The following is a 21453-nucleotide window of genomic DNA, read 5'->3' on the forward strand; positions in this document are numbered from 1 at the left end:
CATGCTCCTTTAAATAATAAATTAATCAATTATGAAGGCCTTCTTTATTATTACGAACACGTTTTCATAAAACTGTAACAAAAAAAGGCGTTCCGCATGCATAAATATTAACATGTAATAATTTAAATAGCAAGCGCTTTTTTTATTTTTTGGAATTGCTTCCATCGTCGAAATGGTAGACAATTCCGCCTCCTCTTTTAGCTTGTCCAACAATACTCTTTTTGTAACGATAATTCATTAATATTTTTTGAAATTCCATAAAATTTTCCATATCTACATCATATTCTTTTATTTTTCCTGTTCTTAAATCATCTAAAATCTGTTTATAATCTTCTTGCATTATATCTTTTCCTTCTCAAAACATCTTTCTATTAATTATAACATGATTGGTCGAAAGCTTAAGCTTGCACTTTTAATAATTACTTGTATAATATAAATTGTTAAAGGTCAAAAATGGTCAAATATTCTTTGTATTATATAAAGAAAGGACGTGAAGCTTTATGTTATGTCAAAATTGCCATAAGAATCCTGCAACTATTCACTTAACGACAAGTATAAATGGTCAACAAACATCTATTGACTTATGCCAAAGTTGTTATCGTGAACTTAAAAATCTTAATAATCCAAATAATAACTTTTCTAACCCATTCAATATAGAAGGACTAGAAAATTTATTCAATGCAGCAATGGGAGCAAATCCCTCAAAACAATTTATGGGGCAAACTCCTCCTACGCAAAATCAGTCGAATAATAATGGAGACTCAATCTTATCTCAATATGGATTAGATTTAACCGAAGAAGCTCGTAAGGGAAATATTGATCCTGTTATAGGACGTGACAAAGAAATAAATCGTGTAATTGAAATATTAAATCGTCGCACTAAAAACAATCCAGTTTTAATTGGTGAAGCTGGAGTGGGAAAAACTGCTGTTGTAGAAGGACTTGCTCAAAAAATTGTAGATGGCGACGTCCCTCAAAAACTATTAAATAAAAAAGTAATCAGGCTTGATGTTGTTTCGCTTGTTCAAGGTACTGGAGTTCGTGGACAATTTGAGCAAAGAATGCAACAATTAATGACTGAACTAAAACAATCTCATAACACTATTTTATTTATAGATGAAATTCATGAAATTGTTGGTGCTGGAAATGCTGAAGGAAGTATTGATGCAGGCAATGTCTTAAAACCCGCATTAGCTCGAGGCGAACTACAATTAGTTGGTGCAACAACATTAAATGAGTATCGTTCTATTGAAAAGGATGCAGCTTTAGCTCGTCGTTTACAACCAGTTCAAGTTAATGAACCAAGTACCCAAGAAGCAATAAAAATTTTAAAGGGTATTCAATCTAAATACGAAAGTTATCACCATGTAAAATATACAGATGATGCCATTAAATCAGCAGTTACATTATCTAACCGCTACATTCAAGATCGATATCTACCAGATAAAGCTATTGACTTGCTAGATGAAGCAGGCTCAAGAAAGAATTTAACTTTAGAAGCTGTTGATCCTGAAGTATTAGAAGAAAAAATTAAAAATGCAGAAACTCAAAAACAAAGTGCATTAAAAGAAGAAGACTATGAAAAAGCAGCATACTACCGTGATCAAGTCAACAGATTTGAATCAATGAAACAAGATAGTCTTAATAACCAAAATGTTCCTACTGTAACTGAAAAAGATATGGAAAAAATTGTTGAAGAAAAAACAGATATTCCAGTTGGCGAATTGAAAAATAAAGAAAAAGAACAATTAAAAAACCTCAGTCAATCTTTAGAGGAACATGTTATTGGCCAGAATGAAGCAGTTGATAAAGTTGCACGTGCCATTCGTAGAAATCGAATTGGTTTTAATAAATCAGGACGACCAATAGGATCGTTTTTATTTGTTGGTCCAACAGGTGTTGGTAAAACTGAAACAGCTAAACAATTAGCACGTGAATTATTTGGAACCGAAGATTCAATGATTCGTTTTGATATGAGTGAATATATGGAAAAGCATTCAGTTTCTAAATTAATTGGCTCACCTCCTGGTTATGTTGGTTATGAAGAAGCTGGTCAATTAACTGAACAAGTACGACGTCATCCATATAGCCTAATTTTACTTGATGAAGTTGAAAAAGCTCATCCAGATGTAATGCATATGTTTTTACAAATTCTAGATGATGGGCGATTAACTGATTCACAAGGTCGAACAGTTTCATTTAAAGACACAATTATCATTATGACTTCAAATGCTGGAAGTGGCGATTCTGTAGTAAATGTTGGCTTTGGTGCCGATAGTAATGGTAAGTCAAATTCAATCATGAATCGTTTAACCAATTACTTCAAACCTGAATTTTTAAATCGTTTTGATGATATCGTTGAATTTAACCCTCTTTCTAAAGAAGACTTGTTAAAAATAGTGAACTTAATGTTAGCAAATGTAAACTCAATGTTAGCACAACAAGATTTAACAATTCATGTCACTGCACCAGTAGCTAATAAACTTGTAGAATTAGGTTATGATCCTAAGATGGGAGCACGTCCATTACGTCGTGTAATCCAAGAACAAATTGAAGATAAAATTGCTGATTATTATCTCGATCATCCAAATGTAAAACATTTTACTGCAAAATTAGAAAATGACGAGATAAAAATTGTCAAGGAAGAAAGTAAATAAAATCAACAAACATAAAACTGAAAGTTAAAGAAAATTTTAGCTTTCAGTTTTTTATTTACTCGCATCTCGCACATTAATTAAAATTACGCTATAATAAAACTAGGAAGGAAATTAAGGAGGAAAATTTTATGCAACTTATCGATGTTACCAATAGTTATGCCCGTGTTATTAGCCAGGAGTTGCTTCAATCCTCAGCTCACTTTATCAAAGTGTATACTCTAGGCAATTCAAAAGTCGTTTATAAGAAAAAAAGAGAAACTGCTGAAATTGTCATCTCAAATAAACTACGTCCTATTACTGAAAAAGAAATTAAATTTGTTACCCAAAAATTATTAGGTGATAAAGCTAAAAATGCCACAATTACTCATGAAAAGAAACTTGTGGATATTAGCGTTGAGCATTAAAATTCAGGTTAAAATTAAAATTAAGAAACTCCACGAAAATATAATAATTGTTGGGGTTTCTTTTTTGATTAATTCTTAAAATTATATTATTTAATGTTAAAAATCGGCTTACTTTACGTTATAATTATAGAGAAAAGTTATTTAACTGGGAGGTGAAATAATGGCATTTAAGTTTATGAAAAAAATCCGTTCCTTTAATACACGACGTGCTAATCGCAAACGGATGCATCATACTTCAATTGATAATTCAACTGAAGAAAATGAACTTCAAATAACTAATTTAAATGAGCATTCAAATGAAAAGGATTATGCTAACACAGACCAAAATAAAGATCTTCAATCATCTCCTGTTGAAATTGAAGACACTCCGACTAAGTCTGATAATACAAAATCTGATACATCAAATGAACATTTAGAATCTCCAGTAGAAGTTTCAGAAAAGAGAGAACTAAATTGTAAAGAAAATCAAACACCTTCTTTACAGCAAGAACTTAAAAAAGCAACAACTCATCAAGATTCGACAATTATTATTATTTATCAAGATGAGAATCATCAAAGTTTAAGCTCACCACAAATTATCTCTGGTAAACGTGGTGAAGCAATTAATTTTAAATTTAAAGAATTCGATCATTATGATTTAATTAACATTAATGGTTTTACTTCTATTTTTGTTGAACCATATGGATCAATTACTTTAACCTACCGCCGTCAAAGTGGAGCTAATATTTGGTTATTTAGTCAAGACATTGACGATCTACATATGCTAGGTAAACCACGCTTTGTATCAGGAAAAGTCGATGAAAAATACGCATTAACTCCACCTGACTTTATTGGATATAACTTACTACGTGCCGAGGGAAATGTTAAAGGAAACTTTACTGACAAACAACAAGTTGTAACTTACTACTATCGTGATGCAACTTGGAAAGAAGTCGATTTTAATGTTAAATATTTAAAAATGAAAGTTTCACAACCAGGTTATGATGCTCCTAAAGGTAATGATACATACATTACTTTAGCTAAAGATACCGTATGGCAAGTATTTGAATCTGTCCATCTTACAAATGGTGAAAGATGGCACTGTTTAGGTGGTAATCTATGGATTTTAGAAGATTATGATAAAGTGAAATTTGTAGATTCATTACCTCAATATTCAATTGGTACAAATGATGGATATCAATTTTCAATTGACTTAAATGTTCAAGCAATTATTGATTTTGTACCAGGAGAAAAATTAACTTTATATGATCGACCATTTGGTGATCCAATTGACTCAATAGAGGATGGATCAATCGTTACCATCACTGAACGTCAAGGTGGTCGAGACATGCAATGGTTTAAAATCGATGATCGTGGTTGGACAATTCGACAATACCTTGATTTAGATATTGAACGTAAAGTTGCACAAGAGCAAGAAGCCAAGCATTTCTAATATAATAAATAAAGGACTATGACAAATGTCATAGTCCTTTATTTATTATAATTTAGCAGTTAATTTTACGTCTGGATACTTATCTTCAAACCATCGTTCAGCGAATTCATTTTCAAATAAGAATAAAGGTTCATCATTACTATCCTTAACTAAAATATTACGTGAACTAGACATTTTTTCATCTAGTTGATCAGGATCGATCCAACGCGCAATTTTATGTCCCATTGGCGTCATTACAACTTCTGAATTATATTCATTTTGCATTCTAAATTGAAATACTTCAAATTGTAATTGACCTACAGCACCTAAAATATAATCTCCCGTACTATATGCTTTATATAGCTGAACTGCCCCTTCTTGAACTAATTGCTGAATTCCTTTATGGTATGATTTCTGCTTCATAACATTCTTTGGTGAAACTCTCACAAATAATTCAGGTGTAAATTGAGGTAATTTTTCAAATTTTACTTTTTGTTTTCCTGTGTAAATCGTATCACCAATTTGGAAATTACCAGTATCATATAAACCGATAATATCTCCTGCAACAGCATTTTCAACTGTTTCTCGTGAATCAGCCATAAATTGTGTTGAATTTGAAAGCCGTATTTTCTTTCCTGTTCGTTCTAAAAATACATCCATTCCACGGTCAAATTCACCTGAACAAATTCTTACAAACGCAATTCGATCACGATGATTAGGATTCATATTTGCTTGAATCTTAAAAATAAAACCACTGAAATCTTTTTGTGTAGGTTCTACTGATCCCCCATCTTGGGTTTTATGTGCTGATGGTGCTGGTGCAAATTTCAAATATGCATCAAGAAAAGTCTTTACTCCAAAATTTGTTAAAGCTGATCCAAAAAATACCGGCGTTAAATCACCTGTTGCAATTTTTTGTTCATCAAATTCGTTACCTGCATTTTTAATTAAATCGACTTCTTCTAAAACTTGCTGAAAAATACTTTCTTCTTGTAATGGATTAGGCTCAACAAGATCTCCATTTTCATTTAATTTCAAAAATTGTTCATTTTTATCTTCACGTTGATATAATTCAACACGATTGTTATAAATGTCATAAAGTCCTTTTAATCCCTTACCCATTCCAATTGGCCAATTCATTGGATATGCTTCAATTCCTAATGTTTCTTCCAATTCAGCAATTAAATCTAATGGCTCTCGTCCATCACGATCTAATTTATTCATAAATGTAAAGATAGGAATTCCTCTCATTTTACAAATTTGGAATAATTTCTTTGTCTGTGGTTCAATCCCTTTAGCAGAATCGATAACCATAACTGCAGAGTCAACTGCCATCAATGTACGATAAGTATCTTCTGAAAAATCTTCGTGTCCAGGTGTATCTAGAATATTTATTCGTTTTCCCGCATAATCAAATTGCATTACAGAACTAGTTACCGAAATTCCACGTTTCTTTTCAATTTCCATCCAATCTGATTTAGCAAAATTTCCTGTCTTTTTACCTTTTACTGTTCCGGCCTGACGTACAACACCACCAAAAAGTAATAATTGTTCAGTTATTGTTGTTTTCCCTGCATCCGGGTGTGAAATAATTGCAAATGTACGTCTTTTATTAATTTCTTGGGTTAATTCCTTCTGATCCATCATAATAATTATCCATCCACTTCTTAATTTTTAGGAACAACCAATGTTTGTCCTTGCTTTACATCAGTTTCCGATCCTAAGTTATTTAAATCTTGTATTTTTTGTACAGTAGTTTGATATTTTTCAGCAATAGTACCTATTGTCTCTCCGTCTTGTACAGAAATTGTCTGTGTTTCTTCTTTGCTTGAAGAGCTACTTGTACTACTTTGACTTACTGCTGAACTTGATGATAATTTAGCTACACTACTCATTTTATTTTTTGAACTTGAACTGACTTTAACAACGGAATCAGCAACAGCCTGTTGTTTATTATTATGTTTATGATTTGCTAAAACATATCCACATGCAAAAATTATGCTAATTAAAATAATAATCATAAATAAAATCCATGGCCATTTGTGTTTCTTTTTCTTTTTAGGTTTTTGCTGCTCCATTTGATCTTGATATACCGGATCAATTCCCTTATCAACAAAAAATGCTTGACGCATTCGTGGTTCATCTTTTCGTGTATATCCGTTTTTGAATAATTCTATTTTAAACTCTTCATATACACTGTCAATATTGAATGCCATTTGTTCTCTTTGCTTTTTAGCAATAAAATCATTCTTTTCTGGTCGAGATAAAGCATTATACCAATCTAATGAGTAGTTATATTGTTGTACAACTGATTGAGTAGGTCCAAAATCTTGCACTTCACCATATTGTAACCATAATGCACGTTCACAAAAGCCTTCAATTACAATACTTTTAGTATCCGAAATTATAAAAGATATTCCCTTATCTTTTAATTCTTGAACCTTATTTGCAGTTTTTAAATAAAATGATTGATCTAAAATGCCAAACACATTATCAAGCAAAACTAAATCTGGCTCTAAGAATAATGCAATTCCAATTGATAATCGTGCATATTGTGCTGTTGAATATGCTTTAACTGGACAATAAATCCATTCACCTAACTCTGTAAAGTTTAAAATGGCATTTATTATATGATCACCTTTAAACGCATCAATATCGGATTTTAGAATCGATTGTCGAATATTTTCTAATCCAGTTAAGCTATTATCTAAAACATCTCTTGTACCAGCATAAGTAATCTTCGAACGGCTTGTAATAAAACCAGTAGTTTGCTCTTCTTTTCCGGCAATAATACGCATTAAAGTTGATTTTCCTGACCCATTCGCACCTACAACTCCAATTGCTTCACCATCATTAATATTTAAATTAACACCACGTAACATCCAAAGATGTTGTGTTTCATCTTTTTTCTTTGCCTTTTTAGAAACCTTTTTATCTGTTATTAAAGGCATTTCTTTTGTGATATATTTAATTTCTAATTTTCCCATTATTTCACCTAATCATTGATTTATCCTAAAATAATACTACAAAATTAAATTATTTCTTTCAAGGTTACAACTACTATAAAATCATAAACATCTCTTAAATATAATAGAGGCTGCGACTTCTGCCACAGCCTCTACTTTAATTAATAAAAATAATTAATGATTATTCTTTATGTCCATAATTTTCTATTTCTGATTTTCCTGGACGTTCCATTAATTTTTCAATTTCTTCAGGAATATTTGCACCATTATAAAGCACATTGTACATTGCACTACAAATTGGTAAACAAAGATTTAATTGGTTACCTACTTCGTATGCAGCCTTGCAAGTGTTAATTCCTTCAATTACCATTCCCATATTTTCAATGATATCATCGAGCTTCTTGCCTTGACCTAATTGATTACCACATCTCCAGTTACGAGAATGAACACTAGTACATGTAACAATTAAGTCACCAACACCACTTAATCCCATAAATGTTGCTGGATCTGCTCCCATTGCTACACCTAAACGACTGATTTCTGCTAAACCACGTGTCATAAGAGCTGCTTTAGCATCATCACCATAATTTAAGCCATGTAAAATACCAGCACCAATTGCGATAATATTCTTAAATGCTCCACCAACTTCTACACCAACAACATCTGTATTAGTATAAATTCTTAGATAATTGTTCATAAAAATATCTTGAACTGCACGAGCACATTCAATATCTTCACATGCTGCTGTAATTAATGTGATATCCTTATTAGCAACTTCTTCAGCATGACTTGGGCCTGAGAATACTACCATTCCAGAACGATATTGTTCTGGTATTTCTTCTGTTATAACTTGTGATAAGCGCTTATGCGTACCTAATTCTAATCCTTTACTTGCATGAATTAAAATTGGTTTAATATCTAATTGCTTAAGTACTTCAACTACTTGTTGAGCAACTGAACGAATAACTTTTGTAGGAATTGCAAACAAAATAAAATCAGCACCATCAACTGCTTCTTTTAAATCAAGCGTTGTTTTCAATTCTTCTGGATATGTATAATCATGAATATAATGTTCATTTGTATGCTTTTCATTTAATTCTTTGACTTGTTCTTCATCAATAGTCCAAAGTACTACTTCATTACCATTTTGTACAAGTACACTAGCTAAAATACTTCCCCATGAACCTGCACCTAAAACTGCAATTTTTTTTGACATATCACTCATCCTATCTATTCGATATAATTCACTGTTAAAGTTATCACAAAAATTAATATTGAGCAATCATAAAGACCATTATTTAGTATCTTCTTTGGAATTTTCTGATGTATCTTTAATTTTTGCGATGTTATAAACAAATTTTACTACAACTTTTGAAACTGCGTATAATGGAACACCTAAAATCATACCTAATAATCCAGCAATATTACCTGCAACTAATAATATAATAATTATTGTTAGTGGATGTAAATTTAATGATTTACCAATCACATTTGGATATACTAAATTTCCATCAAGTTGTTGGACTACAATGCAAACAACTACTACCCAAATTACAGTTGAGAAGGATTTTGAAAAAGCTAGGAATAATGCTGGCATTAATCCTATATATGGTCCTAAGTAAGGAATAATATTAGTAATACCAGCAAATAAACCAACTAATAAAGCATATGGGATTCCCGTAAGACTATATCCGATTGCAGAAAATGTCCCAACAAATAAACATTCAATCATTTGTCCTGAAATATAACGTGAAAGAGTATAGCTCAAATCATGTAATAAACTTGACACTTTGCTTCGGTTTCGTTCTGGAAATGCACGTTCAATTGTTGGTGCGAGTTTTTCTCCATCTTTTAACATATAAAAAAGAATAAAAGGAACTGTTACAATCGTCACAGTAACATTAGTAATCGTTCCAATTACTGAGCCAATTGATGTTGTCAATGATAAAATAAAGTTTTTAATCATTGAGGTTAATGACCCTTCAAATTTGTTCATATATGTATGCAAATCAATTTTTTGTAACCATTCAATATGCGAATTATTAAATAAATTCGTTAAGAATTGTTGTAACTCATGCAAATACCCTGGTAATCCAACTACAAGAGATTTAATTTGTTCAATCAGATGCGGAATAAAAAATGAAATTATTATTCCTAAAATTGAAATCAAAAATATAAATACCATTGCAATTGCAGCTAAACGATTTACCTTAAACTTTTTATACTTTATTTTTGTTAATAAATTTACTAAAGGATTTAACAAATAAAACAAAAATCCAGCTAATAAAAAAGGTGCAAATAAAGTCTGAAAGAACGTAAACACTGGGCTAAAAACAAATTGAATTTTTGTAAACACTAAAACAAGTGCTGCTAACAAAAGTAATTCAGCTGACCAAAACATCAACTTCCGTTTACGTTGCTCATTAAAAAACATAAAAATCCTCCTATGTAAATGCTAATAAGACATATTTTGTTAAAAAAAAGGCTGCGAATCAACTGTCGCAGCCTTTTTAGAGTTATAAACCGGTATTTACTACTGTCGGCGCGACAACTCTAGGTACCTATTATACCAAATTTCAACATACTCTTTTGAAAATGGACCTTTTCCATTATTGATCCAATCAACTAAGGTAAGTACATTATGTTTCAAAATTTTATCGATTTCCTTAGAGTAATGCCATTTTTTGCCATGTTCTTCATATTCATCTACATCCAAAAGCCTTTTTTCACCATTTGGAAAAACTTTTACATCTAAATCATAATCGATATATTTCAAAGCTTCACGGTCCATAATTGATGGTGAGGCTAAATTACAATAGTATGAAACTCCATTATCGCGAATCATTGTTACAATGTTAAACCAATAATGTTTGTGAAAATAAATTAAGGCCGGTTCTCGAGTCACCCATCTACGCCCATCAGCTTCTGTAACTAAAGTGTGATCGTTACAACCAATAATAGCATTATCACTAGTTTTAAGTACCATAGTATCACGCCATGTTCGATGTAAACTACCGTCGTGTTTATAACTTTTTATGGTAATAAACTCGCCTTCTTTAGGGCCTTTTGAATGACGCATATTTAACCTGCTTTCTATAAACACAGGTGTATTTTACACCGAATCATCACGAATATTATACCAAAGTTTAATCAAAATTCCTAAAAAATTTTGTCATCATCTATTAATTTTTTATAAATTGGAACATCCAATTTATAATTATTTCCGGCAGGTCGATTAGCAGAATTAGAAGCAAAAATCACTGCAGTTTGCCCGTCTTTTGAAATATCACCAACTGTTTCAAAGCCAAATTCTGCTCCATGAAAATGATATCCTTGATATTGATTGCCAAGTAATCCAGGAATTTTTTTATTTAATGGATATAGACCAGCTTCATAATCAGATTTTGTTTTTCCTGTTGAATATAAATTTGCTGTTTGTTCAGGAGATAAAATTTTTGCAGTTAAAAAGGCTCTTAATGTTCGATACAAATCACCATTTGACATAAATAAGTTTCCCGTGCCTAACTGATTAGTATATCCACTTATCGGTTCATTATATATGCGATATGGTGATACTTCACTAAAATGATAACCTTGTGCCTGTTGAAATTCATGTTTTTTCATATCTTGAAAAAAATAAGTATTTTTCAAATTCAATGGTTTTTGAATTGCTTTTTTAAAATATTCATAATAACTTTGGTGAGTTACTTTTTGGATAATACCTGATAAAAGCACAAAATTAACTGGTTGATACTGGATATTTCCAATATGTGATTCAACTATGTGGGTATTTTTAACTGTATAATCCAAAAATTGTTTATCAGTCATTTCTTTATTAGGTAATGGCTCTGACAAAATTCCCGAAGTCATTGTTAACAAATTCCTTAATGTAACTTTATCTGCATTTTTTATTTGTGGATAAAAATGACTTAATGGTGTATCAAGTGAAAATTTATATTTAATTGCAACTTTTTTTAACATCATTGCGGTTATTCCCTTTTGAATTGAAGCAATTTGAAAAGTTGTTCTTCCTGAATTTTTAAGACCTTTTGCACGATTAGCGTAACCAAAGCCTTGTTGATAAACTAATCTTCCATTCTTTATAAGTGTTACTGTTCCAATAAAATGTCGTTTCTTAACCTGCTTATTTAAATTCTTTTCAAGTTCAGTTCCTTTAATTTCATTAACATTTTCATCAAAAGAATGTAATTGGACTGTACTTAAACTAGCAGCTTTGACTTCTGTTACAGAACTACTAGTAAATATAATTGAAAAAGCAATAATTATAATACTAATTACCCATTTATTTTTTCTTAAATTTAACAATTGCTTCACACCTTGCTGTTTGAGGAAACATATCAATTGATTGAATATATTCCACATCATAATCTTTTACTAAAGATACTAAATCACGAGCTAATGTTGAGGGATTACATGAAACATAAACAAATTTTTCAGGTTTAAAATTGTGGATTGTATCAAGTAAAGTATCATCTAATCCGGTTCTTGGGGGATCAACAACTAATGCATCTGTTTTAAATCCCTCTTTACCCCACTTTGTAACCCATTTTTCTGCAGTTCCTACTTCATAAAATGCGTTTTTTCTTTCCGACAACTTAGCATTTGTTCTTGCATCCTCAATTGCTTCTGGAATAATATCCATTCCACGAATTTCTTTAGCATTTTTACCTACATATAATCCAATGGTTCCTACACCACAATAAGCATCAACTAAGTTTTCATTGGGAGATAATGCTAATGCTTGCTTTACTTGGTCATAGAGCTTAATTGTTTGAAGTGGATTTAATTGGAAAAAAGCACGTGCAGATAGTTTAAATTCAACATCTCCTAATTTTTCACGAATATAAGTTTTTCCAGCTAATTTAATTGTTTCATCTCCCCAAACTAATGAACCTCTACCAGGATTTATATTTTGCATAATTGAAACAATTTGTGGATATTTTTGCTGTAAATCCATAATCAATTGATTTTTTTGAGGAAAATTGGTTTGATTCGTTATGAAAGTAACTTGAATTTCGTCAAATGCACTTGATTGTCGAATAACAACTGTTTTTAAATTTCCAGAATTTTTCTTTTCATCATAAATCGAAACATTCCATTTTTGTAACAATTTTACAATAGATCGAATTATAATCATCGATAAAGGCATTTGTGTGCTAAAATCAGGTAAATCGACCAAATAATGAGAATTTGGTCGATATAATCCTGCTTTTATCGTCCCATTTTCCATTTTACGAATTTGAAATTGCAATTTATTGCGATATTCATATGGATAATCCATTCCAATTGTATCTTTAATTTCAAAATCTTGATATCCAGTCGGCTTAAACTTATTTAATGCTTGTTTAATAATATCTTTTTTAAACTCAAGTTGTTTTTTATATGATAAATGCTCTAATTCAATTCCCCCAACATTATACTTATCCTTGGGAGACACACGATCTGGACTTTTTCTTAAAATTTTTACTAATTTTCCAATTAAATATTTAGGCTTTACCGTTATAATCTTTACTTGAACTATTTCATCAGGAAGTGCTCCCTCAACAAACACAATCTTTCGTTGATAGTAAGCAATCCCTTCCCCATTAATTCCTAACTTTTTAATTTTTAATTTAACTAATTTATTAATTTTAACTTGAACATTTTTTCTTTTATCTGGCATGATTTCCTCCTATTAAAATATCTACAATTATAGCATTTTAGGCTTTACTGTTATAATAAGATATACAATATTTTTTGAGAAAGGGGTAAATATGAGTACAATAACATCAATTCAAGCTCAAAAACGTAAAGGTCGCTATAATATTTTCATCGATGGACAATATCGTTTTCCGGTTAGTGAAGAAGTATTAATTAATTTTCAATTACATAAGGGACAAGAAATTACTAAAGAAGAAATTGAAGGCATTACAAATGCTGAAAAAGTTTCAAAAGCCTATAACCAAGCATTAAATTATTTATCATATCAATTACGTACAGAAAAGGAAATCATTGATTATTTATATAAAAAAGATTTTTCTGATTATGAAATTGAACCAACACTTAAAAAATTACGTGAACAAAAATTAATTAATGATCTAGAATATGCTAAAAGTTATACTCGAACCATGGCTAAAACATCTGAAAAAGGTCCTAAAGTCATTCAACAACAACTACGTAAAAAAGGTATTTTAGAGAATGACATTGACACTGCTCTCTTACAATTCACCCTTGAAAATCAACTGGAAAATGTTATTCATTTAATTAATAAATTAGCTCAAAAATACCGAAATGAAGCCTTTAAAAATAAAATTCAAAAAATAAAAAAAAGTCTTTTAGTTAAAGGTTTTTCTACAGATGTTATCAATGATGCTTTGACAAAAGTTAATCTTGAAAAAGATAATTCAAATGAGCAAATTCAATTGCAAAAAAATGGAGAAAAACTTTTTAATCGTTATCGCAAATACTCTTCATTAGAACGTAATCAAAAAGTTAAAGCAGCCTTATATCGAAAGGGATTTAACATTGATGATATAAATCATTTTATTGATGAACATCAGAATCTTGAATAAAAAATAGCTATGAATATATTCATAGCTATTTTTTATTTGTAATTCGTTTTTTATGAATTCGATGATAAATCTTTTTACCTAATTTATGCTCTTTGGGAACAACTTTTCCGTATCGATGTTCTTCAATAAACGCATTAATTATTGAACCAAATAATATAATTTGGTTAGAAAAATTCATCCAGAATAACAATACTAAGAATGTGCCAAGTGCACCATAACTTAAAACACGATATGCAAAATATTTAACATAAATAGTAAAAATCCCAGTTAATGCCATCCATCCTAAAGCTGCAATTAAAGCTCCAGGCCAAACAGATAGCCAGTGAACTTTGACATTTGGTAATACTATGTACAATAAACATAAAATTACAAAAATGATAATAAAAGTAACTGACCAACGATATTTCATGAACACTTCCAAATATGTCAGTGGCAACTTAAATACTGTTGTTAAATATTCTAGCACGATCTGACCAAAACTATAAATAACAAAAATAATTACTAGTAATGCACCAAAACTTAAAGTAATTAATAAAGATAAAATTGTTGTTGCTATAAAGTCTTGCGAATCTCCCACTCCGAAAATTTGATTCATTGATCGCTTCAAAGCATTGATTCCACGGCTTCCTGCCCAAATTGTAAATAACATAGAAAAAGATGCTATTCCTCCAGAACCATGTGTTAAAAATTTTTGAACTATTGGTCCTAAGAAATTATATATTGGTTCTGGCAATGCAACGTTTAAATATGGCATGATTTTTGTTGCATTAATATGCATGATTGGTAATATATTTCCAATAAAGATTACAATTGGTACAATTGTTAACAAAACATAGTAAGTAGCTATAATTGCAGTATTAAAAATATCACCTTGTATCGTTTTATTTAAAATAGATTTAAAAAAGACATTGAATTTGTGCCCTATTTTTTTCATAAATACTTAATTCCTTCAATATGTACTACGTAAAAAAACACGCATATATATATTTAACCACTAAATTAATAAATTTAATTTTAAATTTTTATTACAATATTTTTGGGCATAAAAAAAGCTGCAAGTATTGCAGCTTTTTTATTAATTAAGTTTCTTTGCTAACTCTTTAATATAATCTTTTAACTCAGCACTTACTTCTGGATGTTTCAATCCAAATTGAATTGAAGTCTTTAAGTAACCAAATTTGTAACCAACATCGAAACGTTCGCCTTTAAATTCATGTGCAAAAACACGTTGAATTTGGTTTAAACGATCAATAGCGTCAGTTAATTGAATTTCATTACCTGCACCTGGTTTTTGTGTTTCTAACATATCAAAAATTTCAGGTGTTAATAAATAACGACCAATAATAGCTAAATCTGATGGAGCTTTATCTACATCTGGTTTTTCTACAAATTGGTTAACATCAAACAATCCTGGTTTTGTTTCTGTTACAGGATCAATAATTCCATATTTATCAACTTCATCATGAGGAACTTTCATTACAGCAAGTGTTGATGCATGTGTTTCTTCATAACGATCAATTAATTGCTTAGTCAATGGAACCTTATCTTCCATAATGTCGTCACCTAACATAACAACAAATGGTTCGTTACCAACAAAATCTTTTGCCATTAATACCGCATCACCTAAACCACGTGGATGTGATTGACGAATAAAGTATAAATTAATATCTGTTGTTTGTTGAACTAATTTCAATAAACCTGTTTTACCCTTTGCAGTAAGATTTTGTTCTAATTCTGGAACAGAGTCAAAGTGATCTTCAATTGGTCGCTTACCCTTTCCAGTTACTACTAAAATGTCTTCAATTCCTGATTTACGAGCTTCTTCAACAATATATTGAATTGTTGGTTTATCAATAATCGGGAACATTTCCTTAGCTAAAGCCTTTGTAGCTGGTAAAAAACGAGTACCTAAACCAGCCGCAGGAATAACAGCTTTTCTAACTTTCATCGTTATACCCCTTATCTATAATGGTATATATCTTTCAAAAAGATAATTAATATCTAGACTAATTATATCAGTAAATCACCTTTTTACAAGTTAATTCTAAACTTAATGTAAGGATTTACTTATTTAAACAAAGCTAAATCCGTAAATTAATTTTTATTTACATTATATAATTCTTTTTATTACAAACATTCAGGCTTTTTACCTAGTAAACAATTAGCTCTAAACCCTTATTTAAATTTGTATAAATATTTTTCGTCCATAGATGGATCTTGTGAAGTTAAAATTTTAGGACCATCTTTTGTAATTACAATTGTATGTTCATATTGACATGATAACCCACCATCTGCAGTTCTTGCAGTCCATCCATTAGGATCATCCATTACAGATTGCCATGTTCCTGTATTGATCATAGGTTCAATTGTAATTGTCATTCCTTCGCGTAATCTAATCCCCTTACCTTTTTCGCCATAATGAGGGACATTAGGTGATTCATGCATTGTAGGTCCAATTCCGTGCCCAACAAATTCACGTACATCACCAAAACCATTTAGATCTTCAGTATAATGTTGGATAGCGTAACCAATATCTCCTAATCGATTCCCAACTTGAGCTTGATCAATTCCTAAGTATAAAGCTTTTTTGGTTACTTCCATTAAATGTTCAACTTCTTCTGAAGGCTTTCCAACTGCGTAACTCCAACAAGAATCACTCATTGCACCGTGGTAATTAACTACAGTATCAACTTTTACAAGATCTCCTTCTTTGAAAATTAAATCTTTACGTGGAAATGCATGACAAATTTCATCATTTACACTTACGCATGTTGCATATTTGTAGCCTTCAAATCCAATTTGCTCTGGAATTGCATCATGCTCTTTAAAATATTTACATGCAAATTTTTCAACTTCCCAACTTGAAACACCTGGCTTGATAATATCACGCAAACCAATATGCATCCCTGCTAAAATTGCACCCGAAATTGCCATTTCTTTAATTTCTCGTGGTGATTTTAGAGTAATCATTTATATTATTCCTCCTAATAAATTTATATCGTTACTATTATACCCTAAAACATTGATATTAGTTAAATTCCTACGATTTTTGTATTCTCACGCTTAAAAATTTGATATAATAGTAACGAATTTTTTGAGAAAGGAGCAATTACTTTGGCAAAAGCTGAAATTGTTTTCGCAACAATCACCGGCAATAACGAGGATATTGCTGATATCATTGCGGAAAATCTTGAAGATAAAGGAATCGACGTTCAAGTAGATGAAATTTCACAAGCAGATGTTAGTGATTTTGAAGATGCCGATCTTTGCATTGTATGTCCATATACATATGATGAAGGAAATCTTCCAGATGAAGGAATGGACTTTTTTGAAGATCTTAAAGAAGTAGATTTAACTAATAAAATTTATGGCGTTGCAGGTTCAGGGGATACTTTTTATGGCGAATATTACTGTACGGCAGTAGATGAATTTAGTCGTGTATTGCGTGAAGCAGGAGCTACTCAAGGAACTAAAGATGTAAAAATAAATCTTTCTCCTGATACGGATGAAGATATTGCAACTTTAGATACTTTTGCAGATGAATTAGTTTCAAAATTGGAGGAATAATTTATTATGTCAAAAACCTTATCCATTATTGTCCCTTGTTATTGTGAAGAAGAATCAATTCCATTATTTTATGAAGCAGTTGAAAAAGTTGCTCCAAAATTAAAAGATATTGATTTAGAGTATTGGTTTATTGATGACGGTTCAAAGGACAATACTTTAAAAGAACTTAGAGCTTTACAAGCTAAAGACCCTGATCATGTCCACTATGCTTCATTTTCAAGAAATTTTGGTAAAGAAGCTGGCCTATACTGTGGATTACAACAAGCTACTGGCGATTATGTAGCTGTAATGGATGTTGATCTACAAGATCCTCCAGAATTATTACCTAAAATGTTGAGTTATATTGAAAGTGGCGATTATGATTGTGTTGGTACACGCCGTGTAAATCGGAAAGGTGAACCACCAATTCGTTCATTTTTCGCTCACATGTTTTACAAATTAATTAATAAAATTTCAGATACAGAAATTGTTGATGGGGCGCGCGATTATCGCTTAATGACACGTCAAATGGTAGATGCAATTCTTTCAATGAGCGAATATAACCGCTTTTCTAAGGGAATCTTTAGTTGGGTAGGTTTTCGAACAAAATATTTAGAATATACTAATCAAGAACGTGTAGCAGGTAAAACTAGTTGGAACTTTTGGAGTTTATTAAAGTATTCAATCGATGGTATTGTTTCATTTTCACAAACTCCACTTGATATTGCTTCATATGTTGGATTATTTTCTTCAGTTTGCTCTGTAATTGGTATCATTTTTGTTATTATTCGCAAGCTTTTATATGGTGGCTCTGCATTTGGATGGGCATCACTTGTATGTATCTTCCTATTTATTGGTGGTATTCAACTTCTATGTTTAGGTATTGTTGGTAAATATATTGGAAAAATATTTATGGAAGTAAAAAAACGTCCTGTCTACATTTTAAAAGAGAAAAAATAATTAAAAACCTCTCCTATATTTTTGTTATTAGTAATTTTAGAGTAAAATAATAACGAATATAAGGGAGGATTTTTTTGTGCATTTTTCAGTAAAAAATAATAAACATTTATATTTGAATTATACTTTGACATTTACATTAGTGGCATTTTTTGTATATGGAACTTATTTTGTAACTGGCCATTCATTAATTTGGTATATTGATGGTGCCAATCAGCATTTACCACTATTAGCTGATTTTCGAGAAAGTGTATTGGCATTTTTGCACCATCCTTCATTTGATACATGGTCATTTCATTTAGGAGTTGGAAGCGATAAATTTCAAATATTATCCTACTATCTATTAGGAGATGTTTTTGCGTATATTTCATTACTCTTTCCTGCTAGTAAAATTATTCTTGCATATGAAATTGCAATTATTTTACGTTTATACTGTGCAGGGTTAGCTTTTTGTTGGTGTGCAAATCATTTTAATTTTAAGAAAGTATCAATTATATGCGGTTCATTAGTATATTTATTCAATGCATTTTTACTTTACTCAAATATTTCACAACCTTTGTTCTCTCTCCCTTTTATTATTTTCCCAATACTAATTGTCAATCTTGAACGTGTAATCCAAGGTTTTTCAGCTTGGCCATTAATGCTAACATTCACATGGATGCTTATTAATAACTTTTATTTTGCGTATATTTTAGGTTTAGGTGCAGTTATTTATTTAATACTCCGATTAATTTGGAAACAAAATGTTACACCAAAACGTTTACAATTATTCGCCAAACTTGCTTGGGCTACTATTTTAGCTCTATTAAATGCAGCAATTTTATTAATTCCAGAAATAATCGCTGTTCATGATTCAACACGTGCAGGAAGTAAGTTTGCAAATGGACTCACATTATATCCGCTTTATTACTATTTAAATTTACCTGGCCAACTAATCAATGGAGGCAATCGCGATTTTTATTTCTGGAGTGCCTTAGGTTTTGCAAGTATCGCCTTCTTTGGCATTATATATACATTAATGCATTTAAAAAAATATCCAATAATTAACTCAAGTTTTATTTTAGGCTTCATTATGCTTTTGATACCAGCCTGTGCAGCATTTTTTAATGGTTTTATGTCTCCTTCTAATCGTTGGACCTTAATGCTTTGTTTGCCGATTTCTTTAAGTTGTGCAATTTTAGTTGAAAACTTAGATGTTTTATCTTCTAAAACAATTAAAGTTTTTGTTATTGCATGTGGAATATACTTAACATATATTGCTGTTGATTACTTATTTCAAAACAACGAAAAACTATTTGTTCCAGTTGTATTTCTTTTAATTAGCTTGATCGTGATTATTTTGCTTTATCGTTTCCATCCTGCAAATAATCGTAAAATAATGTTCATAACAATTCTTTTAAACGTAATTTTTAATGCTATTTATTTTGAAGCTCCTTATGATGGCGGATACGCTAGTGAGATGCTTCCTCAAGGAAGTTATAATAAAATAACTAAAGCTGAATTTGGTAACTTAACTAATAATCTAGATAATGATAATTCATATCGAACTTCTACTATTAGTCAAAATCAAGTATTAGGAAATGACTATCGTTATCTAAACTGTTGGAATCCAAAAGTTAATGATATTTCTTCATATTATTCTATTCAGAATAAGTACCTTGGAAAATTTGCAAATTCAATGCAAAATATTCAATTTGAAGCTAATTATCCCCTACGCCAATTTAATGATCGTAGTATTATCAATAACTTTTTAGGAGTAAAATATTTATTTGTTCAAAGTAATCAGCCAAACGCAAAAAAAATACCAGGAAATTATTTTGTAGATGCCGCTGATAGACAAAATACATATACAAATAAGCAAATTTTACGATATACAACAGAAAATGCTTTCCCATTAGTATATTTCCAAGATCAAGTATTTACTTCTAAATCATATAGTAAGCTTTCTCCTACCGAGAAAGAAAGAGCTTTAGCTGATGGCGTTTTAGTCAACGAAAAGACTAACTTGCCTAAAGCAAGTGTAAAAAATCAGATATTCTCAATACCATATAAAATAATCTCTAGTAATGGAAATATTATTAATCCAAACAAATTACAACAACTTGATCCAAATGAATCATATCAAATTGTAATTGATAAAAAGAATTTAAATGCAACACAAAAAGCTGCTCTTAAAAATTGTGAATTACATTTAGAATTTGAAAATATTAACTATACCCCATTAAGCTTAATGCAACAGGTTAATCTTCAACAAAGTAATTCTGATCATCAACTAAGTAATGGTTTTTTAAATAAGGATGCAGCAGTTAATACTTACAAGTTTTGGCGTAAAAATATTTTAAATGGAACTCCAAATTCAGGTTTTACTATTCAAACAACAACTAATTTAGGTACAGAAAGTATAAAACAACCTAAGCCGTACATCTTATCATTTTTCAAAACTGTAAAAAATGGAACTATTAATTTAGGTTACTTTGAAAATCAAATTCCAAGTTCAATCAAATTAAACTTAAAAGAACTTGGAAATTATTCTTTCAAACTAAATGTTGTTGCTGAACCTTTAAATCAAAAATATGAGCAACAAGTTAGAAAAATTCAACAGAACAAATTAAAAAATGCTACTTATACTAATTCTGGATTTAAAGGTACTATTAACGTTTCACATGATGGAATTTTAACTTCTTCAATTCCATATTCAAGCGGTTGGAGTGCAACTGTAGATGGTCATTCAGTTAAAGTATTACGTACAAACCAAGCATTTTTAGGAATTAAATTAAAAGCTGGTAGCCATAAAATAATTTTCAAATATCAAACACCTGGACTTTTATTGGGAATAATCATATCTTCATTAGGATTATGTATTAGCATGATTTGTTTTATAATAAGACAAATTAGACTTAATAAGTAAATAAAAAGAGACTTTGAATTAATCAAAGTCTC

Annotated in this window: 18 protein-coding genes; 7 read left to right on the forward strand and 11 right to left on the reverse strand. The window is 30.4% G+C overall.

The window, feature by feature from the left end:
* Positions 1 to 142 precede the first annotated feature (142 nt).
* The gene (gene ykzS, locus QPK35_RS05195) at positions 143 to 340 is read right to left on the reverse strand and encodes a protein YkzS (protein WP_290032920.1); all 198 of its coding nucleotides are present in this window, start codon (positions 338 to 340) and stop codon (positions 143 to 145) included.
* 160 nt (positions 341 to 500) lie between these two features.
* Here ykzS and QPK35_RS05200 point away from each other — a divergent pair, with 160 nt between their 5' ends.
* The 3 genes from QPK35_RS05200 to QPK35_RS05210 all read left to right on the forward strand — a co-directional run bounded on the left by QPK35_RS05200 (position 501) and on the right by QPK35_RS05210 (position 4493).
* The gene (locus QPK35_RS05200; protein ID WP_290032921.1) at positions 501 to 2657 is read left to right on the forward strand and encodes an ATP-dependent Clp protease ATP-binding subunit; all 2157 of its coding nucleotides are present in this window, start codon (positions 501 to 503) and stop codon (positions 2655 to 2657) included.
* 128 nt (positions 2658 to 2785) lie between these two features.
* Positions 2786 to 3061 carry a DUF1827 family protein gene (locus QPK35_RS05205; protein WP_290032922.1) on the forward strand — a complete coding sequence of 92 codons (276 nt, stop codon included), beginning with the start codon at positions 2786 to 2788 and terminating at the stop codon, positions 3059 to 3061.
* 160 nt (positions 3062 to 3221) lie between these two features.
* Positions 3222 to 4493, forward strand: a complete 1272-nt coding sequence (locus QPK35_RS05210) for a MucBP domain-containing protein (protein WP_290032923.1) — start codon at positions 3222 to 3224, stop codon at positions 4491 to 4493.
* Between the two features lie 45 nt (positions 4494 to 4538).
* Here the strand turns inward: QPK35_RS05210 and QPK35_RS05215 are convergent, their stop codons facing one another.
* The 7 genes from QPK35_RS05215 to rlmD form a co-directional block, all read right to left on the reverse strand.
* Positions 4539 to 6116 carry a peptide chain release factor 3 gene (locus QPK35_RS05215; RefSeq protein WP_290034243.1) on the reverse strand — a complete coding sequence of 526 codons (1578 nt, stop codon included), beginning with the start codon at positions 6114 to 6116 and terminating at the stop codon, positions 4539 to 4541.
* Positions 6117 to 6139: 23 nt separating this feature from the next.
* Positions 6140 to 7459 carry an ATP-binding cassette domain-containing protein gene (locus QPK35_RS05220; protein WP_290032924.1) on the reverse strand — a complete coding sequence of 440 codons (1320 nt, stop codon included), beginning with the start codon at positions 7457 to 7459 and terminating at the stop codon, positions 6140 to 6142.
* Positions 7460 to 7619: 160 nt separating this feature from the next.
* Entirely contained in the window at positions 7620 to 8654 is a 1035-nt protein-coding gene (locus tag QPK35_RS05225) for an NAD(P)H-dependent glycerol-3-phosphate dehydrogenase (RefSeq protein ID WP_290032925.1), read from the reverse strand.
* Positions 8655 to 8732: 78 nt separating this feature from the next.
* Complete coding sequence (locus tag QPK35_RS05230; RefSeq protein WP_290032927.1) at positions 8733 to 9872, reverse strand: AI-2E family transporter; 1140 nt, start codon at positions 9870 to 9872, stop codon at positions 8733 to 8735.
* Positions 9873 to 9971: 99 nt separating this feature from the next.
* Positions 9972 to 10517 carry a nucleoside tri-diphosphate phosphatase gene (gene ntdP, locus QPK35_RS05235; protein ID WP_290032928.1) on the reverse strand — a complete coding sequence of 182 codons (546 nt, stop codon included), beginning with the start codon at positions 10515 to 10517 and terminating at the stop codon, positions 9972 to 9974.
* Positions 10518 to 10597: 80 nt separating this feature from the next.
* Positions 10598 to 11764: a serine hydrolase domain-containing protein gene (locus tag QPK35_RS05240; protein ID WP_290032929.1), complete on the reverse strand. Its 1167-nt coding sequence runs from the start codon at positions 11762 to 11764 to the stop codon at positions 10598 to 10600.
* Positions 11742 to 13121: a 23S rRNA (uracil(1939)-C(5))-methyltransferase RlmD gene (gene rlmD / locus QPK35_RS05245; protein ID WP_290032930.1), complete on the reverse strand. Its 1380-nt coding sequence runs from the start codon at positions 13119 to 13121 to the stop codon at positions 11742 to 11744. The genes QPK35_RS05240 and rlmD overlap by 23 nt, the downstream gene beginning before the upstream one ends.
* Before the next feature lie 91 nt (positions 13122 to 13212).
* On the opposite strand from rlmD, the gene recX reads away from it, so the two are divergent.
* A complete protein-coding gene (recX, locus tag QPK35_RS05250; RefSeq protein ID WP_290032931.1) occupies positions 13213 to 14010 on the forward strand; it encodes a recombination regulator RecX in 798 nt (265 codons plus the stop codon).
* A gap of 25 nt (positions 14011 to 14035) precedes the next feature.
* On the opposite strand, the gene QPK35_RS05255 is transcribed toward recX, so the two are convergent.
* The 3 genes from QPK35_RS05255 to map form a co-directional block, all read right to left on the reverse strand.
* The gene (locus QPK35_RS05255; RefSeq protein WP_290032932.1) at positions 14036 to 14944 is read right to left on the reverse strand and encodes a YihY/virulence factor BrkB family protein; all 909 of its coding nucleotides are present in this window, start codon (positions 14942 to 14944) and stop codon (positions 14036 to 14038) included.
* A gap of 141 nt (positions 14945 to 15085) precedes the next feature.
* A complete protein-coding gene (gene galU, locus QPK35_RS05260) occupies positions 15086 to 15958 on the reverse strand; it encodes a UTP--glucose-1-phosphate uridylyltransferase GalU (protein ID WP_290032933.1) in 873 nt (290 codons plus the stop codon).
* Positions 15959 to 16185: 227 nt separating this feature from the next.
* Positions 16186 to 16980 carry a type I methionyl aminopeptidase gene (gene map, locus QPK35_RS05265; RefSeq protein WP_290032934.1) on the reverse strand — a complete coding sequence of 265 codons (795 nt, stop codon included), beginning with the start codon at positions 16978 to 16980 and terminating at the stop codon, positions 16186 to 16188.
* Positions 16981 to 17124: 144 nt separating this feature from the next.
* On the opposite strand from map, the gene QPK35_RS05270 reads away from it, so the two are divergent.
* From QPK35_RS05270 to QPK35_RS05280, 3 genes are all read left to right on the forward strand, one after another.
* Entirely contained in the window at positions 17125 to 17577 is a 453-nt protein-coding gene (locus tag QPK35_RS05270) for a flavodoxin (protein ID WP_290032935.1), read from the forward strand.
* A gap of 6 nt (positions 17578 to 17583) precedes the next feature.
* Complete coding sequence (locus QPK35_RS05275; RefSeq protein ID WP_290032936.1) at positions 17584 to 18516, forward strand: glycosyltransferase family 2 protein; 933 nt, start codon at positions 17584 to 17586, stop codon at positions 18514 to 18516.
* A gap of 76 nt (positions 18517 to 18592) precedes the next feature.
* Entirely contained in the window at positions 18593 to 21421 is a 2829-nt protein-coding gene (locus QPK35_RS05280; protein ID WP_290032937.1) for a YfhO family protein, read from the forward strand.
* Positions 21422 to 21453: the final 32 nt, after the last annotated feature.

This window comes from Ligilactobacillus cholophilus (genome assembly GCF_030389495.1).
In the GTDB taxonomy this organism is placed as follows: domain Bacteria; phylum Bacillota; class Bacilli; order Lactobacillales; family Lactobacillaceae; genus Ligilactobacillus; species Ligilactobacillus cholophilus.

Coding starts and splice junctions, on each gene's coding strand:
- ykzS (WP_290032920.1), bottom strand. CDS start 340: ATGCAAGAAGATTATAAACAGATTTTAGATGATTTAAGAACAGGAAAA.
- QPK35_RS05200 (WP_290032921.1), top strand. CDS start 501: ATGTTATGTCAAAATTGCCATAAGAATCCTGCAACTATTCACTTAACG.
- QPK35_RS05205 (WP_290032922.1), top strand. CDS start 2,786: ATGCAACTTATCGATGTTACCAATAGTTATGCCCGTGTTATTAGCCAG.
- QPK35_RS05210 (WP_290032923.1), top strand. CDS start 3,222: ATGGCATTTAAGTTTATGAAAAAAATCCGTTCCTTTAATACACGACGT.
- QPK35_RS05215 (WP_290034243.1), bottom strand. CDS start 6,116: ATGGATCAGAAGGAATTAACCCAAGAAATTAATAAAAGACGTACATTT.
- QPK35_RS05220 (WP_290032924.1), bottom strand. CDS start 7,459: ATGGGAAAATTAGAAATTAAATATATCACAAAAGAAATGCCTTTAATA.
- QPK35_RS05225 (WP_290032925.1), bottom strand. CDS start 8,654: ATGTCAAAAAAAATTGCAGTTTTAGGTGCAGGTTCATGGGGAAGTATT.
- QPK35_RS05230 (WP_290032927.1), bottom strand. CDS start 9,872: ATGTTTTTTAATGAGCAACGTAAACGGAAGTTGATGTTTTGGTCAGCT.
- ntdP (WP_290032928.1), bottom strand. CDS start 10,517: ATGCGTCATTCAAAAGGCCCTAAAGAAGGCGAGTTTATTACCATAAAA.
- rlmD (WP_290032930.1), bottom strand. CDS start 13,121: ATGCCAGATAAAAGAAAAAATGTTCAAGTTAAAATTAATAAATTAGTT.
- recX (WP_290032931.1), top strand. CDS start 13,213: ATGAGTACAATAACATCAATTCAAGCTCAAAAACGTAAAGGTCGCTAT.
- QPK35_RS05255 (WP_290032932.1), bottom strand. CDS start 14,944: ATGAAAAAAATAGGGCACAAATTCAATGTCTTTTTTAAATCTATTTTA.
- galU (WP_290032933.1), bottom strand. CDS start 15,958: ATGAAAGTTAGAAAAGCTGTTATTCCTGCGGCTGGTTTAGGTACTCGT.
- map (WP_290032934.1), bottom strand. CDS start 16,980: ATGATTACTCTAAAATCACCACGAGAAATTAAAGAAATGGCAATTTCG.
- QPK35_RS05275 (WP_290032936.1), top strand. CDS start 17,584: ATGTCAAAAACCTTATCCATTATTGTCCCTTGTTATTGTGAAGAAGAA.